Annotated in this window: 18 protein-coding genes, 2 tRNA genes and 1 other RNA gene; 1 reads left to right on the top strand and 20 read right to left on the bottom strand. The window is 51.6% G+C overall.

The window, feature by feature from the left end; genetic code table 11:
• Positions 1-608: 608 nt before the first annotated feature.
• From DW931_RS14695 to ffs, 8 genes are all read right to left on the bottom strand, one after another.
• Positions 609-1343, bottom strand: a complete 735-nt coding sequence (locus DW931_RS14695) for a CvpA family protein (RefSeq protein ID WP_118482250.1) — start codon at positions 1341-1343, stop codon at positions 609-611.
• Positions 1328-2152, bottom strand: a complete 825-nt coding sequence (locus tag DW931_RS14690; protein WP_117796670.1) for an HAD family hydrolase — start codon at positions 2150-2152, stop codon at positions 1328-1330. Before DW931_RS14690 ends, DW931_RS14695 begins: the two co-directional genes overlap by 16 nt.
• Before the next feature lie 120 nt (positions 2153-2272).
• The gene (locus tag DW931_RS14685) at positions 2273-4519 is read right to left on the bottom strand and encodes a hypothetical protein (protein WP_118482249.1); all 2247 of its coding nucleotides are present in this window, start codon (positions 4517-4519) and stop codon (positions 2273-2275) included.
• 90 nt (positions 4520-4609) lie between these two features.
• Positions 4610-5209, bottom strand: a complete 600-nt coding sequence (recR, locus tag DW931_RS14680) for a recombination mediator RecR (RefSeq protein ID WP_022359051.1) — start codon at positions 5207-5209, stop codon at positions 4610-4612.
• 3 nt (positions 5210-5212) lie between these two features.
• Positions 5213-5566 (bottom strand): YbaB/EbfC family nucleoid-associated protein, encoded by a 354-nt coding sequence (locus tag DW931_RS14675; protein WP_022359050.1) that lies wholly within the window; start codon positions 5564-5566, stop codon positions 5213-5215.
• A 157-nt stretch (positions 5567-5723) separates the two neighbouring features.
• Complete coding sequence (dnaX, locus tag DW931_RS14670) at positions 5724-7343, bottom strand: DNA polymerase III subunit gamma/tau (protein ID WP_118469448.1); 1620 nt, start codon at positions 7341-7343, stop codon at positions 5724-5726.
• Between the two features lie 17 nt (positions 7344-7360).
• Positions 7361-8440, bottom strand: coding sequence for an ATP-dependent 6-phosphofructokinase (locus DW931_RS14665; RefSeq protein ID WP_118469454.1), 1080 nt, complete (start codon positions 8438-8440; stop codon positions 7361-7363).
• A gap of 336 nt (positions 8441-8776) precedes the next feature.
• An RNA gene (ffs, locus tag DW931_RS14660) (signal recognition particle sRNA large type) lies at positions 8777-9039 on the bottom strand.
• 272 nt (positions 9040-9311) lie between these two features.
• On the opposite strand from ffs, the gene DW931_RS14655 reads away from it, so the two are divergent.
• Positions 9312-10337 carry a branched-chain amino acid aminotransferase gene (locus DW931_RS14655; protein WP_118469447.1) on the top strand — a complete coding sequence of 342 codons (1026 nt, stop codon included), beginning with the start codon at positions 9312-9314 and terminating at the stop codon, positions 10335-10337.
• 56 nt (positions 10338-10393) lie between these two features.
• Here DW931_RS14655 and tadA read toward each other — a convergent pair whose 3' ends face one another.
• The 12 genes from tadA to yabP all read right to left on the bottom strand — a co-directional run bounded on the left by tadA (position 10394) and on the right by yabP (position 22395).
• Positions 10394-10882 carry a tRNA adenosine(34) deaminase TadA gene (gene tadA / locus DW931_RS14650; protein WP_118293780.1) on the bottom strand — a complete coding sequence of 163 codons (489 nt, stop codon included), beginning with the start codon at positions 10880-10882 and terminating at the stop codon, positions 10394-10396.
• A gap of 184 nt (positions 10883-11066) precedes the next feature.
• Complete coding sequence (locus DW931_RS14645; protein WP_118469446.1) at positions 11067-12476, bottom strand: DUF6128 domain-containing protein; 1410 nt, start codon at positions 12474-12476, stop codon at positions 11067-11069.
• Between the two features lie 139 nt (positions 12477-12615).
• A tRNA-Leu gene (locus tag DW931_RS14640) sits at positions 12616-12701 on the bottom strand.
• A gap of 33 nt (positions 12702-12734) precedes the next feature.
• Positions 12735-12816 (bottom strand) — tRNA-Tyr (locus DW931_RS14635).
• A gap of 156 nt (positions 12817-12972) precedes the next feature.
• Positions 12973-15138 carry a glycoside hydrolase family 13 protein gene (locus DW931_RS14630; RefSeq protein ID WP_118469445.1) on the bottom strand — a complete coding sequence of 722 codons (2166 nt, stop codon included), beginning with the start codon at positions 15136-15138 and terminating at the stop codon, positions 12973-12975.
• Between the two features lie 590 nt (positions 15139-15728).
• The gene (gene ftsH / locus DW931_RS14625; protein ID WP_333491459.1) at positions 15729-17537 is read right to left on the bottom strand and encodes an ATP-dependent zinc metalloprotease FtsH; all 1809 of its coding nucleotides are present in this window, start codon (positions 17535-17537) and stop codon (positions 15729-15731) included.
• Between the two features lie 57 nt (positions 17538-17594).
• Positions 17595-18119: a hypoxanthine phosphoribosyltransferase gene (hpt, locus tag DW931_RS14620; RefSeq protein WP_022360393.1), complete on the bottom strand. Its 525-nt coding sequence runs from the start codon at positions 18117-18119 to the stop codon at positions 17595-17597.
• A complete protein-coding gene (gene tilS / locus DW931_RS14615) occupies positions 18112-19503 on the bottom strand; it encodes a tRNA lysidine(34) synthetase TilS (protein ID WP_227589734.1) in 1392 nt (463 codons plus the stop codon). The genes hpt and tilS overlap by 8 nt, the downstream gene beginning before the upstream one ends.
• A gap of 262 nt (positions 19504-19765) precedes the next feature.
• Positions 19766-21184 (bottom strand): SpoIIE family protein phosphatase, encoded by a 1419-nt coding sequence (locus DW931_RS14610; protein WP_118482247.1) that lies wholly within the window; start codon positions 21182-21184, stop codon positions 19766-19768.
• A gap of 165 nt (positions 21185-21349) precedes the next feature.
• Positions 21350-21700: a septum formation initiator gene (locus DW931_RS14605; protein ID WP_243015316.1), complete on the bottom strand. Its 351-nt coding sequence runs from the start codon at positions 21698-21700 to the stop codon at positions 21350-21352.
• 1 nt (position 21701) lies between these two features.
• Positions 21702-22100, bottom strand: coding sequence for a spore cortex biosynthesis protein YabQ (gene yabQ, locus DW931_RS14600; protein ID WP_118469442.1), 399 nt, complete (start codon positions 22098-22100; stop codon positions 21702-21704).
• A gap of 10 nt (positions 22101-22110) precedes the next feature.
• Positions 22111-22395, bottom strand: coding sequence for a sporulation protein YabP (yabP, locus tag DW931_RS14595; RefSeq protein ID WP_118469441.1), 285 nt, complete (start codon positions 22393-22395; stop codon positions 22111-22113).
• Positions 22396-22429: the final 34 nt, after the last annotated feature.

Here is a 22429-nt window from a genome sequence, read left to right as displayed (position 1 = left end):
TGGTTTTGTTCTGAATGTTCTCTTGAACTTCAAGGCTTAACCAAAAGCCTTTGTTCTTAGAATTTTCAGGGTTTTACATACTGTTCAGTTTTCAAGGTTCTTTGTTGTTGTCTCATTGACAGCTCATTTATATTACCACAATCAGTTATCTTTGTCAACAACTTTTTTATTTTATTTTTCGCAGCTGAGCTTTCGCTCAACAGCTTGAATATCATATCATAGGCAGTTGTCGTTGTCAACTATTTTTTCTTAATTTTCAAAACATTTTCGCAAATAAGAAAACCTGTGATATTCGATTTTCCCTGCATATGCAGACCAACGTCAAAACACGTTAGAGTTAGAGTTTACCATTTCAGCATTAACTTGTCAAGGGATTTTCACTTGTTTTTTCGCTGACATATTCCATACAGAATCATTGCGCATCCTCGCGGAGCGTTTATCTCAGCCGAAGACCCAACTCCCACTGAGACAAATTTGCTATTACTCGCCACCTAAAGAGGTGGGAGTCTTCTCGACTGAGATAAAAAATTCGGCACACCTAACTCATCACTAAGTAGCGAGAATGCGGTGTGCCGTTTTTCAATATCACAGTTTTTCTCTATAAGCTTTTAAATAATCCGTTTCACAACACCCATCAGGATGCTTCCAAGCATATTGTGGTCATACAGCCAGGTCAGCCAGATATTGCTTTCTATCTGGTTCAGGAAAAGTTCACCAATCGCCGTTGCCGAGAACAGTGTAATAAGCAGTGCTGCAATCCAGACGAAAAAGATCCCTTCCGCACCCCCCAGCGCGGCACCTGCCAGACGGTTCAGCCCCGATATGATCGGCAGCCGGGAGACCACATTGAGCGATACGGACAGAACACGCAATCCGCCGAACACGGCTGCAAACAGCAGAAAAAAACTTATAATATTGATCAGGCTGTTTGCCAGATAACGGCTGACGTAGTGGGTAAAGCTGCTTACACCCAGCGCCTCGTAAACTTCGCTGTTATTATTCTCCAGAAGCGCATCCTTTAACTGTTCCGGAAGCTCCATTTCTTCAATAATACTGCGCTGTACGGATGGCGGCGCCGCGTCAGCTGCCTCATTTTCCGCCTCATCGTCCTTTTGGATAAATTTCGTCACGCTGTCCTCCACCGCCTGATAGACCACCTCATTGCTGCGAAGCAGGTTCGCGACAGACGGCGCACCAAAATGAACCACCCCCAACGACAGCACCAGTGAAACGGCCGAGACTGCCAGGCGGACAAATCCGCGGTAATGCCCGTACAGTACCATGGAAACCAGATAGACTGCCACCACCACGAACAGCCAGTTTTCTTTTATATAAGCACCCATTGTCTGATCGCCTCCGCTACGCCCTCTTCCCGGTTCGAAGCGGCAATCCGGTCTGCGCGTTCCTTTAAAAATGGGGCGCCATTTTCCATCGCCACGCCGATTCCTGCTGCCTCCAGCATGGGCCAGTCGTTTTCGCCGTCTCCAAATGCCATCGTCTCCTCCGCTTCAATTCCCAGATACTGACAGAGATTCCGCAGCCCGCTCCCCTTTGTGATGCCCGCCGCGTTGAGTTCCAGATTCCACGGAAGCGAGGAGGTCACCAGAACCTCCGGCATCGCTTCCAGCTTTGCCCGGACTGCCTGCTTGCTCTCCCGGTCCTTAAAATTTAAATTCATCTTCTGCACCGGGCATTTTTTCTCCCGCAGATACTCCACCATGTCAGTAACTGCCCGGCGCGTCGCCCGGATATAGGCGCATTCACGTTCCGGTATCCCGTATTCTTCCAGCTGTGCCAGCAATCGCGTCTCGCTGACGCCGCCCTCCGATACATACATATCGTAAATAACCGGATGCCGGCGCAGCACCTCAATCACCCGGATCGTCTCTTCCCAGCTCAGGCAGCTTTCCGACACCCAGATATTTTTCCCGAAATCCCGGACGACCGCCCCATTTGTAAATATGCCATAGTGGACGCCCGGCAGGCTCAAAACCTCCTCTGGCACTGCCGGGAGCGCGCGCCCAGTCGCCGGGACAATCTCAATCCCCCGCTGCGCGCACAGTTCCATCACCTGTCTTGTTTTTTCCGACACGTGCATTTTTTCATTTAACAGTGTCCCATCTAAATCGAGGGCTATTAACCGTGTTCCCATCTTTCTCTCCCGTATCTCTTTTTACTGTCCACTACCAGAAAACGCTGCCGGGAAGCATTCCCCCGCAGCGCTCTCTTTTACTAATTAGTTTTAATTTTAAAATTTCTCGAATTGTTTTAATTAATCAAAGAAATGTTTCTCTTTCAGAATCAGAAGTCCATCCTTATCATATTTCGATGAGAACAGTCCGCTGAAGGATTTCTTTTCCGCCTTATCTGCAGCTTCCTCAATCAAATCTTCGGCACTTGTCTTGGTAAGCGGTTCTCCGTCCTCCTCCATCATCTCAGCGCGCTCGTACAGAGCCAGCATGCTCTTTCCCGAAATACTGCAGTCGATCTCCGATGCATATTTGCAGGCGTACTGAACAAACTCCTCTACATCCATATCGCCGGACTTTTTGGACGGTTTCTCTTCCGACTCATCCTCTGGATAATTGGAATACTCGTCGTCCTCGCGTTCGTCTTTATAGCTGTCTTTGTAATCGTCCTTATAATCATCACGATAGCCGCCACGCGCATAATCATCCTCCGGCTCATACTCGTCCTTCTCGTAGTGATCTTCTTCGTCTTCATACTCCGGCTCGTCATCGCGTCTTGCCTCTTCCTGACGGCGCAGTTCTTCTCTCTGCCGCTCTGCCAGACGGCGATCTTCCTCCGCTTTACGCGCTTCTTCTGCCTCTTTGGCTGCCAGCGCCTGTGCTTCTGCCTTGGCGCGCTCTTCTTCCTCACGGCGGGCTGCTGCTTCCTGCTGTCTGCGTTTTTCCTCTGCCTCTTTTTCTGCCTGACGGCGGATCTCCGCTTCACGCTCTGCCTGACGTTTTCTGGCTGCTTCTGCTTCCTGCTGCGCCTGCTGGCGTTTCAGCTCTTCCTCGCGTGCCTGTGCCAGCTTCGCCGCATCGTCTTTCTGGTTTTCACAGCCGATATACTGGAAACGCTCTGCTAATGCCGGATATGCGCGGTGCATCTGCTCTAAACGTGCCTGCGTATCAATCAGAACAACGACCATGCCGGTTTCATCCTGTGTCATCAGTTCTTCCAGCTCTTCCACCGTCAAATCGTCCAGATCGGCTGCATGCTCGACCACCAGATCCTTGCCTGCCAGGCGCTCCGCCACCGATGCGATGCCGCGATGGGAAAGGTTTGCGCCGCTGATCTTGGCAACCGGATGCTTGGTCCCCAGCTCACGGTGAATCTTTTTCAGGGAATCAAGTGCCATCGCAAGACCGGCTGCCGGATCTTCCGCCTCGATCATCAGATGATTCGATTCCTTGATCTCCTCTTCTTCCTCTTCCGGTTCGAAATCCCAGTCTTCCACTATGGTTTCCTCTTCCTCTTCAAATTCATGAATCGGAGCTTCCTCGCTCTTTTCCTCTGCCTCTGCCGGTTCCAGGTCGCGGAGATTCCTGAAAACACGTGTCTCCCCTTCGGATGCGCCCTCTTCCTCATCGTAAGGCTTGATCTTGGACACTTCTTTTGCCAGCGCTTCTTCCGCCTGTGCTTCATGAAGGCTTGCTACTACATCCTCGTCCAGCGCAGCCTTTTCTACCTTCTCGTCCGCCGGTTTTGTCTCAGCTTTCGGTTTTCCAGCCTTCTCTTCTGGCTCTGCCTGCTCTGGCTGTCCCTCCGGCTCATTCTCCGGTTCGTCGTCCAGCTCTGCCTCCGGCTCATCCGTATCCAGATACTCTTCTTCCGGCTCCGGCTTGCGGTATGTACCGTTCTTGTACTCTTCTTCCACCGCACGCAGCTTCTCTTCGTACTTCTCGCGGTTTTCCACCAGATCCATCTGATATTTCGTCAGCGGCGCATACTGAAGTTTCAGTTCCATTGCCTTGTCCACATATTTGCCAAGACCGAACATCAGCATGATCTTGTCGCAGATCCGCACACAGTCGTCCGCCTGGTTCGCCTGATGATAAAGCTCTGCCAGGTGGTACAGCCATTTCTCATCCAGCTCTTCCTGACAATATCTCTCCAGAGAATTGATCTGCTGCTCTAACGGCGCATCCTTCGCCTCCAGAATCAGGAAACGAAGCAGATACTGGCGCGGGTCATCGCCGGACAGCTCACAGAACTCCCGGTAATATGCCTCTGCCTCCTGAATATTATTTTCACGCAATGCAAGGTCAGTCAGCTTATATAAAAGCCCCTTTCCAAGCGGCGCTCTCTCATATGCCAGCAATAAAATATCCTTGGCATCCTGATACTCTGCATTTTTCTCATAAATCTGGGAAATCATCGTAAGCAGGCTGGTGCTGCGTACACGACGCCAGTCGATGGTATCGGCGATCTTCATCGCCGTCTCGAAATCTCCCTTGTTGACCAGTTTCTTAATCTGCTCTACCTTGATGTTAAACTCGTATTTATCCATCTTATGCATCTCCTAACTTCCTGCCGCGGCAGAAGTTTTATTGTTACTGTTCACGCATACGTGCCCAGTAACATTTTATTTGCTCACCGGCTACAGCTCTGTACGCCCATCCAGCGCGCGTAGAAGCGTTACCTCATCAATATATTCCAAGTCGCCCCCGACCGGAACGCCGCTGGCGATTCGCGTCACCCGGATCCCTGTCGGCTTAATCAGCTTGCTCAAATACATCGCGGTCGTCTCGCCCTCCAGGCTTGAGTTGGTTGCGATAATGACCTCACGAACCTCCTCTTTCTGCAGGCGAGTCATCAGCTCCTTGAGCCGGATGTCGCCCGGCCCGATCCCCAGCATCGGGGAGATCGCCCCATGCAGCACATGATAGACCCCGTTGTATTTTCCTGTCTTTTCATATGCCGCCAGATCGCGCGTATTTTCCACCACCATGATCGTCTCATGATCTCGCCGGTCGCTGCTGCAGATCGGGCACAGTTCCTTATCCGTCAATGTGCAGCACTCCTTGCAGTAACGCACATTCTGCTTGGCTTCCAGAATCGCGCCGGACAAGTGCCTGACCTGTTCTTCCGGCATATTGATGATATGAAATGCAAGACGCTGCGCCGATTTACTTCCGATTCCGGGAAGTTTTGACAATTCTTCGATTAGCTTGCTAATCTGACTGCTGTAATAATCCATCGCTTAAAACGGGAATCCGCCTCCCAGACCGCCAAGGCCACCGGTCAACTGGGACATCATCTGGCTGCTGTCCTCTTCCGCCTGACGGAATGCCTCGTTGGTCGCCGCCACGATCAGATCCTCTAACATCTCGATATCATCCGGATCCACTACTTCCTCAGACAGTTTCACGGAAAGAACCTCTTTTTTACCAGATACGGTCACGGTTACAGCGCCGCCGCCCGCGGATGCGCTGTACTGCTTCTCCTCCAGCTCTTTCTGCTTCTCTTCCATCTGGCGCTGCATTCTCTGCGCCTGCTTCATTAAATTGTTCATATTGCCCGGCATACCGCCTGGGAAACCGCCACGTTTTGCCATGGTGTCATTCCTCTCTTTCACTTCTTTTTATTTATATTCAGACTGGCTGCCGATTGCAGCCGGTTCTATATATCATATAAACCCACTAATATCATTTATCTGTATTTAATCACAGCTTCTTGCATTACAAAACAAGGCTCATCTTTGGCAAGCTCCACTACACGGAATCATCCTCTTCGACAATCACATCGGTATGGATTGCGTTCTTTAAATCCTCATCACTGACATAAACCGTTCTTTGCGGCACAGCAGATGATTCTAAACGGACTTTAAATTGCAGAGTCTTTTTGTATTTTTCTTGCACTACTTCCTGCAAATTCTTAAGCTCAGGCTCCCGATTGATAATTCCAAACGTATTTTCATCTGTACACACAATGCAAAGGCAGCCTTCGCCCGCCGGTTCTACACTTGTCTTGGGAAGACTGAGTCTAATCGAACCCACAAGCTGGCTCAGGGACGCAATCCGTCCCCATTCTTTCCGCATCAGCATCAGATCCTCGTACTGTGCCGGCGGAAGGGATACCGTCTTCGGCTCAGGCGGCGTTTCCACCACAGCCGTTTTGGAGGATGCCGCCTGCCCCGCTGCCGGTGCAAGGGACGCCAGTTTCTGTAGATTGTCCGGCATTTCCTGCATTTTCTGCTCTAATAGCGTAATCCGCTGTAAAATGGAATCAAGATTCTGTTCCATCGACGGCGTCGTCAGCTTGATAAAGGCAATCTCCACCAGAATCCGCTTCTGCGACGCGTAGCGCAGCTGCCCGGAAAGCTCCGAGAAAATACGGATGTAACGCATCAGCGTTTCCGCATCAACACCTGCCGCCTCTTCCTTTAAAACTGCCAGATTTTCCTCCGACATATCTAGCATATCGCCCGGTTCGTCGGTCGTCTTGGCAATCAGGAGATTTCGCATATACCAGACGAAATCGTTGACAAGCTGCGAAAGATCGCGCCCCTGGATGATCATTTCCTCAATCTCACGGATGCACGCCTTCGTATCACTTGCAAGCACCGCCTGAAACAGCTTGCTGAACACGCGGTTATCGACCGCGCCCAACACCTCGAGCACATTGTCATACGTCAGCTTTTCCCCGAAATGGAACGCCACGCACTGATCGAGAAGACTTAACGCATCTCGCATCGAGCCATCCGCCGCACGTGCCACATACCTAAGTGCCCGGTCATCTACATCGATCTGCTCCGCCTGCGTCAGCTCCGCCAGTCGTCCCGCAATGGTATCGATCGAGATCCGCTTGAAATCATATCTCTGGCACCGGGACAGGATCGTGATCGGGATCTTGTGGACCTCCGTCGTCGCCAAGATAAATATAACGTAGGACGGCGGTTCTTCCAGCGTCTTTAAGAGCGCATTGAACGCGCCGATCGAAAGCATATGAACCTCGTCAATGATGTAGACGCGGTAGCGCCCATCCGTCGGCGGGTACTGCACCTGCTCCCGGATATCGCGGATATTTTCCACACCATTGTTGGATGCCGCATCGATCTCCACCACATTGAGGGAAGCTCCTTCCGCAATCTGGCGGCACATACTGCACTCGCCGCAGGGGCTGCCGTCCACCGGATGTTCACAGTTGACTGCCCGTGCAAAGATCTTGGCAATACTCGTCTTACCGGTTCCGCGCGTCCCGCAGAAGAGGTACGCGTGCCCGATCCGCCCGGAGTTGATCTGATTTTTCAGGGTCTTTACGATATGGTCCTGACCCCGGACCTCTTCAAAGGACGTCGGACGCCATTTTCTGTACAGTGCTGTATATGACATAAACTACTACTTCCTTACTATTCGTCGCCGAAGCTGATGCCTACATCCTTAGCTTCCCGGATAATATCGCTCTTCGGATCGACCATCTTTAATTTACCGGCAATGTCCGCGAGCGGAATTTTTTCAATCTTATTGTTGTTTAAAGCGACCATATAGCCGTATTCTTTGCGGTGGATCATCTCTGCTGCCTCCGCGCCGAGGCGCGTCGCAATCACGCGGTCATACGGACATGGCTCGCCTCCGCGCTGCATATGCCCCGGAACCGTCACACGGATCTCCTGCCCCGTCCGCTCGGAAATCTGGGCGCCCAGCTCGTAAGCGACCGACGGATAAACCGGTCCATTTTTCTTCTTGTCTTTTAATTCTTTCTTGGTCAGGGCTGCATTTTCCTTGGAAATCGCGCCCTCTGCGACCGCCAGAATCGTGAAATTCTTGCCATTTTTAGTACGGCTGCGGATCGCATTTACCACCACATCAATATCATACGGGATCTCCGGCAGGAGAATGATGTCAGCTCCGCCCGCGATGCCTGCATAGAGCGCCAGCCATCCCACCTTGTGGCCCATGATCTCCACGATGAAGACTCTGCCATGAGACGCCGCCGTCGTATGAATACAGTCGATGGCATTGGTCGCCACATCAACCGCACTATGGAATCCAAACGTAAGATCGCTGCCCCAGAGATCGTTGTCTATGGTCTTCGGAAGAGAAACGATATTGAGTCCTTCCTCCCGCAGCAGATTTGCCGTCTTCTGGCTGCCGTTGCCGCCTAAAATGACGAGGCATTCCAGTTTCAGCTTGTAATAGGTGTGTTTCATCGCTTCCACTTTATCCAGACCGTTCTCGTCCGGCGTCCGCATCAGCTTGAAAGGCTGTCTGGAAGTTCCCAGAATCGTACCTCCGCGTGTCAGAATCCCGGAAAAATCCGACTGTTTCATAATCCGGTAGTCTGCATACATAAGACCTTTATAGCCGTCTTCAAATCCAACTATCTCTATGTCATCGAACATCTTGTACAGCGATTTTGCCACGCCTCGCATCGTCGCATTTAAGCTCTGGCAGTCGCCGCCGCTGGTTAACATACCGATTCTTCTCATGAGCGCTTTCCCTTTCTTCATAACCGTCCAGTACCTTCACAGTTACCCTTATTCTAAGTTTCCAACAACCCCCATATCAGGATAAACTACACCCATTTTGTAATTATAATACAATCATATCCCGCGGGCAAGAAAAAATTCCTTACAAATATCATAGACATAAAAATACCGGGATACGCGCTTTTAATCTGCTCCGGCACGGTATTCCTCCCCCTTGGCAAATCAAATTCCACATATCCCGGCTATATTCACACACCTGCAAAAATGCTTGTTTCTGTATCTATTATTTTCTATTTTTTATTTCATAGGAAGCAATTTCCTATGAAATAAAAAAATCCGCACGCCCGGCTTCGAACGTATGCCATGGACGTTACCCTGACAGTTAACTCGGTCCAGGCTGCCTTGCGGCACACAGAAGGTTCTGCTTAGTGCTGCTGCATTCCTGCCCTGACACGGTTCACAGATTTCTGTTGCGCAAGACCCAGACTTCAACGCCACTTTTCAGGGGCAGCCCCACAGTAAAAACGCCCTCGGTCGGACAACACCCCTGCTATAGCGGATTGCAGGTACAGGGCACCGCTAACTCCCCGGCTGTGCGGAAACTTTATGACTTGATCTTATATGACGGAATGACCTGCAGACCGTCAGCCTGTTTAGTATACATGGCAGCCGCCGTTTTGTCAAGCCGGAGCTTGACTAACAAGCATTGTATAAAAATACACAAGAATACATTTTATTGTTTTTTTATCATTTTTTATCCCAGAATCTTGCAACAGAAGAAAGAAATCATTATAATAGGTATAAATCTAGCGACTGCAAAAAGTCAAACAGTTACTAAATCATAAAATTCTGTAAGATTGGAGCAACGATTATGGAGAAGAAAAACATCGACTGGAGCAACATCGGTTTCGGCTATATGCCAACGGATTACCGCTATGTTTCCATGTACCAGAATGGTTCCTGGGACGAAGGCGTCCTTACCTCCGACCCGAATATTACCCTGAATGAATGTGCCTGTGTTCTGCAGTATGCACAGACTTGCTTCGAGGGTCTGAAAGCGTATACGACCGAGGACGGCCATATCGTTACGTTCCGTCCCGACTTAAACGGCGAGCGTATGGAGAATTCCGCAAAAGGTCTTGAAATGCCGCCATTCCCGAAGGAGCGCTTCGTAGACGCCATCACAAAAGTAGTAGAAGCCAACGCAGCATTCGTACCGCCGTATGGTTCCGGTGCAACCCTGTACATCCGCCCGTATATGTTCGGTTATGATTCCATCATCGGCGTTAAACCGGCAAACATCTATCAGTTCCGTGTATTCTGTACACCGGTTGGCCCGTACTTCAAGGGCGGCGCTAAACCGATCACCATCCGCGTCAGCGATTTCGACCGTGCAGCACCTCACGGAACCGGTCACATCAAAGCCGGATTAAACTACGCGATGAGCCTGCATGCGATCGTCGATGCTCATAAGAACGGTTTCGATGAGAACATCTACCTGGATCCGCAGACACGTACCAAGATCGAGGAGACCGGCGGCGCAAACGTTATCTTTATCACCAAAGACGGCAAGTTGGTAACTCCGAGGTCCAACAGCATCCTTCCGTCTATCACACGCCGTTCTATCCTGCAGGTTGCAAGAGATTACCTCGGCATGGAGACCGAAGAGCGTGAAGTATACTTAGACGAGGTAAAGGATTTCGCAGAGTGCGGTCTGTGCGGTACCGCAGCTGTTATCTCCCCGGTTGGCAAGATCGTTGACCACGGCAAGGAAATCTGCTTCCCGGCAGGTATGGAGAAGATGGGTCCGGTTACCCAGAAACTCTATGAGACACTGACCGGCATCCAGATGGGTCACATCAAAGCTCCGGAGGGCTGGATCCACGTAATCAAATAAGGACTGTACCTTTCAGTTTGAACGGAAAATATGAAATTAAAAAAGCTGGCAGAGGTTTATTTGCCAGCTTTTTCTTCTTTCTTCTTTTTTCTCTTTTCACGCAATTCTTTGAAAAATTCTTTCAACATCATCGAACATTCCTCGCCCAAAAGTCCTTCTTCTGTCTCCACCTGATGATTGAATCCTTTTTCATCCAGAAGATTCAGTACCGAACCGGCGCAACCGGCTTTCGGGTTCATGGAACCGATGTAAACTTTTGGAATCCGCGCCTGCACGATCGCCCCTGCGCACATCGGGCATGGTTCCAACGTCACGTACAGCTCACATTCTTCCAGGCGCCAGTCGCCCATGCGCTTGCACGCTTTTTTGATTGCCGCGATCTCCGCATGTGCCAGCGCGCTATGATCGACCATCCGACGGTTGTAACCCCTGCCGATGATTTTGTCCTCATACACGATCACGCAGCCGATCGGCACTTCTCCGAGCGCCCAGGCTTTCTTCGCCTCGCGGATCGCCGCTTTCATATATTTCTCTTCCCGTGTCAATTTTGCTGCCACTGTTTTTTCCTCCGTTCAAATTCATCCGCTTCCAACAACAGACATCCTTATCCCAGTTTCCCGACAAGTTTGATCCGCTACCAACCAAACACCTGAAAGCATTTGACCCGTGTCCATCCTACCCAGAAAAGCTATCCTTTGTCAAGAGTTCTCCAAAAGGATCAACCGGCTTTTATGTAAAATTCAAATCCGTATACCAATACCCGAACCGGCTGTCGCGCGGCGGCTGGCGGGTGGAACGGACAAAGCGGTCAAAGCCGAACATCGCCGCCATATATTTTTCATTGTTTCCATAATGTCCCGGCACGCCCAGAATGTAGCGCCCCCGTTCGCCGGGTTTCCCCAGTCTCGCCAGAATCAGATATCGGTAGTTGTAGTAACCGTGCAGAAGAAAGCTGTTATTTCCATACACCCAGTTTTCCCGCGGCAGAAGCCCGATATCCTGCGGTTTGATTACCAGAATCTCGCAGCCGTCGGCGCATTCGAAGGCGGTTACTTTGGGATAGGCAGCACGCAGACGGTTCCAGAGGGACTCGGCGGGATCTTCTTTCGGAAATTCCTTGGATGAATCTGGTTGCGGTTGTTTTTGATTTTGAGAGTCTGACTGAAATGCCTCTTGATGGTCTGGTGGAGAATCTGGAGGCATTTCTTTCTGGACTTCCCGGGTGGATTCTTGAGAATCTTTCCGTCGCGCCTCTGTCTGCGCTTCCTGATTGGATTCCTGAAAACTTTCCTGCGGTGTCTCCGTTTGCGCTTCCTGATTGGATTCCTGAAAACTTTCTTGCGGTGTCTCCGTTTGCGTTTCCTGATTGGATTCCTGAAAACTTTCTTGCGGTGTTTCCGTTTGCGTTTCCTGAACAACTTCTGCCTCTTGATGATCGGATGTTTCTGAGATATCTGGAACCGCTTCCATGGTTTCCGTGTCCTCGAAAATCTCCAGGTTTGAATCCTCCAGCTTTTCTGGCTGGGGCTGGCTGATTCCGAAGTCCGTTTCGTTTATATTCACAGCTTCTTTCTTCTCTGTCTCCGTGGATGTGTCCTGATTCTCCATTTCTCCCGACCGGGTAAGTTCTGACGCCTCATCCAATTTTTCTTTCCCTACAGACGCGCTGTTCACTTCCCCAGATACATTCTCTGCCAGTTTCCGCGTTGCCTCTTCCTTCTCCGCTTCCTGCTCCCGCACTTTCTCAGCAGTCACATCCGCCAGCTCAACCTCTGCCGCATGCGCGACGGCATCTTCCCAGATCGTCGTATAGGCACGCCATGCGCTGTCCGTCTCATGAAGAGTCAGACCACAGCACTCTTCCATATTGCAGCCGCTTCCTTCAATATTTTCACAATTGACGACGGCACGGAACTCCCCATTTCCGCCACGGACAAACAGGGTGCCGATACGGATCTCCTCCTGCCCTGCCAGAAGGTATACGCCGATCGGGCTGCCGCCCGCAAAGACACGGCGGACGCTGACCTGAATCCGGCAGGAAGTTCCCCGCGTCTCCAATTTCGCAAATCCCGTATTTTTCCCTTTGATTCCGCCTTCGTATGCATAGATATATGATATTAACCGATGATATGCAGACATGTTTTCACTCCTTTGCTTTGTATTATATGCAAAAGAAGCGCCGGTTTATGACAGGATTTCTATATCCTGATATAAACCAACGCTGCAAATACGTCCGTATAACGCAAAATCGGGAACAGTTAAAAACTGTTCCCGATACTGCCGGCGACCGGAATCGAACCGGTACGAAGTTTAACCCTCGCAGGATTTTAAGTCCTGTGCGTCTGCCAGTTCCGCCACGCCGGCATCATGATTACTCATGACTGGCACAAAGCCAAATGGATGGAGGTGGATTCGAACCACCGAAGCGAGACGCAACAGATTTACAGTCTGCCCCCTTTGGCCACTCGGGAACCCATCCAAAATTGCTCTGACAGTTGAAGATTATAACATGGCTGTCTCAAAAAAGCAAGTGTTTTTATATATTTTATTTAATATTTTTATTTCCATTTTTTCCTGCTTTTGATTCTTCTCGCTCAACTGCCAGAAATCATATATCTTGTCGAAGCCACATTTCCTACAATGCCGTATCATTTCCCGTCAAAACGATACTTCCGACCGGTGGGATTTTCACCTCGATATAGCCGTCCTTTACCTCATGTTCAACCTGTCCGGCGTTGTAACCGTCCTCATAGGTCATCATTTCCCGGCGCAGGAGCGCCCCGTCGCGCGCCCCGATCTGCCAGACCGGAATCTTGAGCGTCAGCCAGTCATCACCTGTATTGACCGCCGTCACGCCGCAGCACGCGCCGCCAGCTCTCTGAGCACTCTGAAAACGTCCATAGGCAATATAGCCATCTCCCGCCGCCAGCGCTTTCAGGGAACCATTTCTAAATGCCGGACAGCGTTTCCGGATGCCGCTCATGTAGCGGTGGAACTCGATCAGCTCCAGATTTTCCCCGCCCCACGGGTACGTCCGGCGGCTGTCCGGATCGGTCCATCCACAGACGCCCGCTTCGTCGCCGTAATAGATCGTCGGTGCGCCCGGCCAGGTCATCTGCATGACAACACCCTGGCGGAAAATGCCATAGCTGATGCCTTCCTCCGCTGCTTTTGCACCTGCCGACGCAAGACGACCCACCCGGCGGTTTGTCCGCGTCATAAAGCGGGAGTGATCGTGGTTGGACAGCTCGTTCATCGCACACTGCACGGAAGCCGTCGGCATTTCACTCATATGGTAGCGCATCGCCTCAAAAAAGGCGCATCCATCCCCAAACAGAGCCGGATTTTCTTCGTCACTGTGCTTCTCCATCCCGGTCAGAAACCATGACAGCGGCTCCATAAACGCATCATAATTCATGACCGTATCCCACTGATCGCCCTTCAGCCAGTCATACGGGCTGCCGTAATGTTCCGCGATCATGACCGCCTCCGGATTTGCCTCCTTGACTGCCGCGCGGAAATCACGCCAGAACTGATGGTTCATCCCGGCGCTCCGCCCCAGATCTGCCGCCACATCCAGCCGCCAGCCATCTGCTCCAAACGGCGCCGATACCCATTTTTTCGCAATCCCCAGAATGTACTGGTACAATTCCGGCGATTCCTCGTAATTGAGCTTCGGAAGCGTCGCGTGTCCCCACCAGCCATCGTAGCTGTCATTAAACGGCCAGGCATTTTCATTGTGAAACTGGAAGAAATAGCGATACGGGCTGTCCTCCGAGACATATGCCCCCTGCGGATAGCCGCCCGCGTGCTGGTACAGAAGTTCCGCATCCAGCCATTTATTGAAAGAACCACAATGGTTGAACACACCGTCCACCAGCACCCGGATTCCCCGCTTGTGCGCTTCCTCAATCAGGCGGGCAAAAAAGGCATCGCTCGCCTCCAGGTTCTGCTCATCCGCCGTCCGCGTCATATATTTATGTGCGCGGTCATTGTCCGTATCTTCCGGGCACACCAGCCCGTCTGCGTCCTCCAGAATCACTCCATAATGCGGATCGATATGGTCGTAGTCCTGACAGTCATACTTATGGTTCGACGGTGATACAAATACCGGATTTAAGTAAATTGCCTCTATCTTGAGACTCTTTAAATAATCAAGTTTATCTAAAACACCCTGAAGATCGCCGCCGTAAAACCGTCCCACATCGAGTGTACCGATCGGTTCCTTCCAGTCCGTCACCCGGGTGACCGGCTTTTTCAGATAAATATATTCATTGGTTTCCGTATCGTTTGTAGGATCGCCGTTGCAGAACCGATCCACATAGATCTGATACATCAGCGCGCCCTTGCTCCACTCCGGCACATGAAACCCCGGAATCAGGCGGAACGGGTGCGCCGCCGCATCCTCTGTCAGCCCGATCCGGTTGTAAAGACAGACGTTCTCGCCCCAGGTTACCTGAAATACATACGAAAATGTTTTCGTTCCCAGAGTCAGCGCACAGCTGTAGTAATCAAAACGGCTGTCTGACTTGTCAGCCATACCGCTACCATCTATGCCTCGATTTGTATCTGCACCGTTCCCAACGCTGCCAGCACAGCACTCCCACGAAAGCCGTTTCATCTGCCACTCCTGCAAAAGCGCCCCGGTCTCCGGGTCACATTCCAGCAGTACAACCGCATCTGCTCCATTTTTCTCTGTTCTGAAATAAAATGTAACGACTTCACCCGCATCTGCCTCCGAAGGACAACGGTAATCCTCTGTCTCGTCGCAAAATAGCGCGTCGCGATTGATCTGCTCCATCTGTTTCCCTTTCCAGCGGTTTCGCCGCTTTCACAATCATGTTATTTTCTGCCCATATTTTACAGGATTTCCCCAAATTACACAAGTTATTTTCACGCCCCTAATTTTAGGTAATAAAAAAGAATGTGCCTTGGCACATTCGGGCGTCTCGCGCGGTCGCTTGCGACATGTTTCTGCTTCGCGCGAGTGTGCATCCTCGCGGAGCGTTTTTTGTTTCATAGGACGTAATTTCCTATGAAATAAAAAAGGTCAGCGGGGTAGCTGACCTTTTTAGGAGAAGGTATTTCGTTTTATGGGGTGTAGCAAAAACTATATAATGTATTGGGGGGGGGGTTACGTCTATTATAATAGCATAGGAGCGGAAATAAGTGTGCACAAACATCGTTTTATTTCGATTTCTTTTTTGTGCAAATCAACACTCTCTCCCGAAATGTCCAGCAAAATCCGCCTGAAATTTGCATAAAAGAAGGTGCCACCACTGCCATTTCCATCTATCCGATGGCTGTCCGGGATGTCTCCCGCACATTCTGGCAGCTGACTGGCACCTTTTTTCAGGCTTATTTGCAGACCTGTTTCATGCTTTGAACTTTTTATGCTTCTATCACCGGAGTTTCAACTTCCCCTGACGGCTTTTCTCCATCCTGGAACAGCGCTTCAAACTCAGCCTGACCGATCTTCTCTTTCTCCATCAGCAGGGCACAGCAGGAATGAAGGACATCCTCGTGATCGAGAATGATCCGTTTTGCCTTGGCGTAGCACTCATCGATGATGCGCTTTACCTCGCTGTCGATCTCGCTCGCCACTTCCTCGCTGTAGGTTCTCGTATGCGCCAGGTCGCGGCCAATAAAGACCTCGTTGTTGTCGCCGCCGTAGTTGATCATGCCCAGCTTCTCTGACATACCGTACTCGGTTACCATCGCGCGCGCCATCGAGGTCGCCTGCTTGATATCCTGGGAAGCGCCGGTCGTGATGTCGTCAAAGATAATCTCCTCGGCGATTCGTCCGCCCAGCGAAACCATGATATTTTGAAGCATTCTGCCCTTCGTCATATGAAGCTCATCCTGCTCCGGAAGCGGCATCGTATAGCCTGCCGCACCAACGCCGGTCGGAATGATCGAAACGGTATGAACCGGTCCCACATCCGGGAGGACATGGAACAGAATCGCATGACCCGCCTCATGGTATGCGGTAATCTTCTTATCTTTCTCGGAAATCACCTTGCTGCGCTTCTCAGCGCCGATTCCCACTTTAATAAAGGCTTTCTCAATATCCGTCTGGGTCAGGAACTTACGTCCCTCTTTTGCGGTATTGATCGCCGCCTCATTCATCAGGTTTTCCAGATCGGCTCCGGTAAATCCAGCGGTTGTCTGCGCGATGCGGTGTAAATCCACATCCTCGCCCAGCGGTTTTTCCTTCGTATGGACGCCGAGAATCTCCTCGCGACCCTTGACGTCTGGTCGTCCGACTGCCACCTTTCGGTCAAATCTGCCCGGCCGCAGAATCGCCGGATCGAGAATATCCACACGGTTCGTCGCCGCCATGACAATGATGCCCTCATTGACGCCGAAACCATCCATCTCAACTAAAAGCTGATTGAGCGTCTGCTCGCGCTCGTCGTGACCGCCACCCATGCCGGTACCACGCTGTCTGGCAACCGCATCGATCTCATCGATAAAGACGATACACGGGGCATTTTTTTTGGCTTCCTCAAACAGGTCGCGGACACGGGATGCGCCAACACCGACGAACATTTCAACAAAATCCGAACCGGAAATCGAGAAGAACGGGACACCCGCCTCGCCCGCTACGGCCTTAGCAAGCAAGGTTTTACCAGTTCCCGGAGGTCCGACTAGGATCACGCCCTTCGGGATGCGCGCTCCGACACCGGTGTATTTCTGCGGGTTTTTCAGGAAATCTACGATCTCCTCCAGTTCCTCTTTCTCCTCTTCCAGACCGGCAACTTTGGTAAAGTTGACCTTGCTGGTCGATACCATCCGGGCACGGCTGCGTCCAAAATTCATCATCTTGGCATTTGCCCCGCCGCCGGAACGGGAATTGATAAACATAAACAGGAAGATCAGGACGCCTGCGGACAAAGCGATCGGCAAGATCACCGTCATAAAATAGCTGTCCTGGCGGACGCTGGTGGTCGTGTACGGAACCCCCGCCTTGCGCAGCGCCATCTCTACTTCCTTCACATCCAGCACATTGAACTCCTCCCGGTCACCGGAGGTTGTCTCAAAAACAACCTCACCGGTCGGCACCTCGCGGTTCGGGCGGATCTGTGCGCTCTCTACGGTCTTATTTTCCAGATATACCATGAACTCCGGATAGCTTAATTCCCGCTCCGTCGCCATTCCAGGAACCTTCAACGAGAAAAACATGATAACAAGCAGCATGAGGATCAGAAGCCCCACGCCTCCCATCGACTGACGTTGTTTCAACTGGCTTCCTCCTTATACTTCCACAACACCGATGTACGGCAGGTTGCGGTATTTCTGATCGTAATCCAGGCCGTAACCTACGACAAACTCATCCGGGATTGTAAAGCAGGTATATTTAACCTGAACCTGTTTTTTTACACGGCGCTCCGGCTTGTCAAGCAGGGTGCACAGCTCGATATTTTTCGGATTTCTCTGTTTTAATACCTCGATCAGATATGCCAGGGTGCGTCCGGAATCGATGATATCCTCCACGATGATGACATTCTTGCCCTCCAGCGGCTCGTCCAGATCCTTGATAATCTTTACCACACCGCTTGACTTGGTGTCAGAACCATAGCTGGATACAGACATGAAATCCAGGGAAACCGGAATAGTCAGGCGTTTTGCCAGTTCGCAGGTAAAGAATACGCCGCCCTTTAAGATACAGATCAGGTGGACTTCCTTTCCCTCATAATCTTTGTTGATCTGTGCTGCCACTTCACTGATCTTCTTGTTTACTTCTTCTTCCGTTAATAATACACGAATCTTATCAGCCACTGCTTTTTCCTCCGTTAAATTCCACCTCAAGGATGGTTTTTGTCTGTTCTGTTATCTTATAATATGCGCTGATCCGGTGCCCCACTATCCACAGGATATGTTTTTCTTCCGCCAGAAGCCAGATTTCCTCCCGCTCCTGTCTCGGAATTTTCTCATCGATCATCCAGGATTTCAGCGTCTTCCGACCGCCGGACGGCAGTGTCAGGTAGTCCCCCGGCTGCCGGTGTCTCAGCGATAAGGTACCTTTTATTTTATCATAGTCAAACCATTTCGTATACTGGTTTTTCGGAAATTCATCCCCATTTTCACAGGGGAAAGTATGCATCTGCAAAAGATTCTCATTCTGGATGCCCGGAAGCAAACCCCCTTTTCTTTCCCCTGGATGACTAAGCGGGCGCACTTCAAGAAATCCATATATATTTACCGCCCGGAACCCATGCGGCAGCGAAATACTCTTTCCGGTTCCCTGGTACAGAAGTTCCCGAACCGCCTGCACATGCGTCTCCGTCACGTCCCGGAGCGGCATTTTGCTCTTTAAAAACAGCCGCCGCACGATATAACCCTGCACAATCTCCGCCTGCTCTGCCAGCGCTCCTGCATCCGCTTTTCCGTCCGGTGCATGCTTTTGAAGCCATTCCTCTGCCACCTCTTCCAGATAGGCATCTGCCTGCCGGATGCGTCTGCCCGCCTGGTCGATATGACGGACTGCCTGTGCATTCAGGCGCTCTTCTACCGCCGGAAGCAGTTCATTCCGAAGCCAATTGCGGCTGTATTCACTCTCCTGGTTCGTCGAGTCCTCGACCCAGTCCTGTCCCTGCTGCCGCAGCCAGGTCTGAATCTCGCTTCGCTGCGCCCAGAGAAGAGGACGGATGATGCGCCCCCGCACCGGAGCAATGCCGGAAAGCCCGGTCAGACCGCTTCCGCGGAACAGGTTAAAAAGAACCGTTTCCGCGTTATCATCCGCATGGTGGGCGGTGGCGATATGAACCCGGGCGGCTACCGCCTCTTTCCCCCCCGCATTCTCCGATGTCAAATCCGGACACATCTCTTTCTCCCACGCAAGCGCCGTCTCCTCATACAGGCGGTACCGCGCCTGCCGTCCCGCCTCCTCGACGGAACATTTCCGGTCAAGCGCCTCTTTCGCCGCATCGATACGGAACTCATAAAAAGGAACTTCCAGCCGTTCACACAGCATCCGTGAAAATGCCGCATCTCTATCCGCCTCCGCGCCGCGCAGCCCGTGATGGACATGGAGCGCCCGCAGGGAAATCTGAAACGTCTCCCGCAGCTTCCAGAGCACCAGCAAAAGACCGACGGAATCCGCTCCCCCGGATAAACCGACCAGAACGCCATCCCCCGGCCTGGCCATATGATTTTGTCTCATATAAATTTCTGTTTGTTTCTGCATTCTTTTATATTTCTTTTTATCCCTCTTAACATCCACTCGTAACTACTGTTCCGTACCTTCACAGTATAACGGATCTCCTCTTATTTCTCAACCTGCCAGATTCTACGTTACTGTTCACGCATACGTGCCCAGTAACGGAATTTGCCGTGGCTTCGCATTTAAATACGGCAAATTCCTGCTGCCACCACGTTTTCTTACGGCACTTTCGGTTCCAAAAGTGCCTACCCGTAAACAGTAACTACCCACGTTCCAGCACCGTCCCGACCAACACGGTGCAGTCATCCACCACACCCCCGTCCGAAAGCCCGGACGCAAACGCCAGGATCTGTTCTGCCAATTCCTGCGGGTTGCCGCCGGAAAGGTTTGATATAAATTCCATGAACGTCTCTTCCTTGTGTTCCCCCGGCATCGCTTCGAGAATACCGTCGCTTATCATAATGATTTTTTCGCCGTCCCACATTTTCCGCGACATCAGAACCGGCTCCGCGTTCTGTACAATTCCCATCGGCAGCCCGCCTGCTTCCAGAAACTCAACACCCTCACGCCCCAGAATAAAGGTCGGCACCGCGCCCAGCTTCATCGCTTCCAGCACACCTGTCCCCAGATCGATACAACATAGATCGATTGTTGCCGGATTCTGCTCCGTACCCGCCAGCAGAAGCACCGTATTTACCAATTTGAGCGCCGATCGCGCCGAAAATCCCGTCTCCAGCAGGCGCTGGGTCAGCTCAATGACCTTCTCGCTGTCCTCGCTGGCGCTTCTGCCGCTTCCCATGCCGTCCGACAGGCTCATAATCACCTGCCCCGGAAGCCCGGTCTGCACCGTGCATGTGTCGCCTGAAATCGGTTCTCCCTCCCTGGGGCTGCACGCCATGCCGTACACCATCCGGTATTTACCTTCTTCCACAAAACGGAAGGTCGCCGCATTGCGGGTGATAAGGCTTTTGCTGTCCTTCGCCACACTCCAGTGGCTTCCGGCGATCGCGCGTCCCAGAAGTTCCGCCACATCCCGCGCCGTCATACATCGCCCATTGACGCTGCGGAGTGTGAGAAACGCCTCCTTCTGCTGATTTTCATATTGAAGCACCAGCATGTTGTCCACGCGCAGATGGCTTCTGCGAAGTATCCCCGAAAGCATCTCCTCCCAGGATGCCGTCACATCCGACGCCTGCTCCATCTGGTTGGAAAATTCCTCCAAAATCGCCGCCAGCTCCCGGAACTGGACGATCACCGCATCCCGGCTTTCCAGAAAACGGTTTTTCCACCCCAGATTCATCGTCGCCCGGCCGAGGCTCCGGTTCAATTCCCGCAAATATGCCTCTCTCTGGGAACAGATCTCATGAAACAGGCGAGGCATGTCCTCCAGGTCGATTTTCCCTTTCTGCTCGAACGTCCGAAGCAGATAATAGAGATAATAACTGTCGTCCCGGCGGCTGCCATAATACAGGTTGCACCGTGTACAATCGCCGCATACCGCCGACGCCGCCGTCTGCATTGCCGCCAGTCCGTCCTCCTTCGTCAGATGCCCCTGCCCGCCGATCTCATCCGCAAACGCCTGCGCCAGACCACCCAGTGACAGTGCCATGCTCTTTAAACGTCTTGCCGTGTAGACGTTGACATCCGCCATATCTCTATGTAAAGTTCTCCGTTTAAGCACAAAAATCCCTCCTAACCTGTATAACGCCATTATATACAGGCTGGAGGGAAATATTTGTCAAACGGACGGAGCAAAATCAGGGAAAACTTCGACATTTTCCGACACATCCAGGAATGCTGCTCCCCTGTGTGGCATGCCCCGGACATTCTATGATGCACCGCAAGCCTAATTCGAATTGGACGGTTTGAGCAGGATCTCATTGCGGTTTACAAGTCCCAGCTTCTCCTTCGCTACCTTCTCGATATACTGCTTGGTCTGCACGTATACCCGGTATTCCTCAAGCTGTTTGGCACGTTCTTCTTCTTTCGCAACCTGCGCCTCCAGATTTTCCTCTCGAATTGAATAGCTCTTATCCTTTTCCTTGAGATCGATGCCCTTGATGTGCACGGCAGCCGCCAGACTCAGCACTACCATCGTAACGCCCACAAGCGCCATCCGGTTGTTTAAATTGTCCTTTTTCTTTTTCCGTGCATTTCCACCCGGTCTGCCTTCTGACATCTGTCTACGCACCTTCATCTCACTTCCTTTCCAGATTCTCTGCCTGTCCCCTTGTTGTATGTTCCTTTCCGGTCTTCTGGCTTTTTTTGCCTCTTCCTTTTATTCTAATCCATCTGCTGCATTTTTTCAATACCGCAAACAAAAGACGGCTGCCCGTCCGGTCATAAAACACCATGCCGCCCAGCACGCCCGCCACCGCATAGCCGCGCAGAACTCCGTCATTCTGCCCGAACAAAAGCCGGAACGTCGCAAAGCTGGCAAAGAGCCAATACGCCGCATCCTCCATGCCTGTCCAAAATGAGCTGTGCCGTACCAGCCACCGGAAGATCCTAAGCCCGTCATACATCATCATCAGCGCGATTCCCGTACACACACTGCCGCCAAGCAGCCATATTTCCCCTCTTACCGTCCCGCTCATCCGCCACCGCCTAACGGAACAGCCGTCCAAAGAACGACTCCTGCGATTTCCGGCGGGACTCGTTGGAAGAATACGAAAAGCTCTCAAACTCGCCCTCAATATCCACTTCGCCCTTTTCCAGTGTCAGACGACTCACATGCAGCGCCTTCCCACGCACCGTCAGAAGCCCCATGTCTGTATCGAGAATCATCTGGTTCTCATCAAATGACACCACATCCTGGATCCCCGTCACACTCCCCTTTTCCCGGTTCAGAAGCTCCAGCTTGTGAGGTCTGGCATTCAATTTTTCTTCCATGCAAAAAACCTCCCAATATTTCCAACCTATAGCT

Source organism: Clostridium sp. AM43-3BH (genome assembly GCF_003479985.1).
Taxonomy (GTDB): Bacteria; Bacillota; Clostridia; order Lachnospirales; family Lachnospiraceae; genus Otoolea; species Otoolea fessa.
This window is presented reverse-complemented; position numbering and strand designations above follow the sequence as displayed.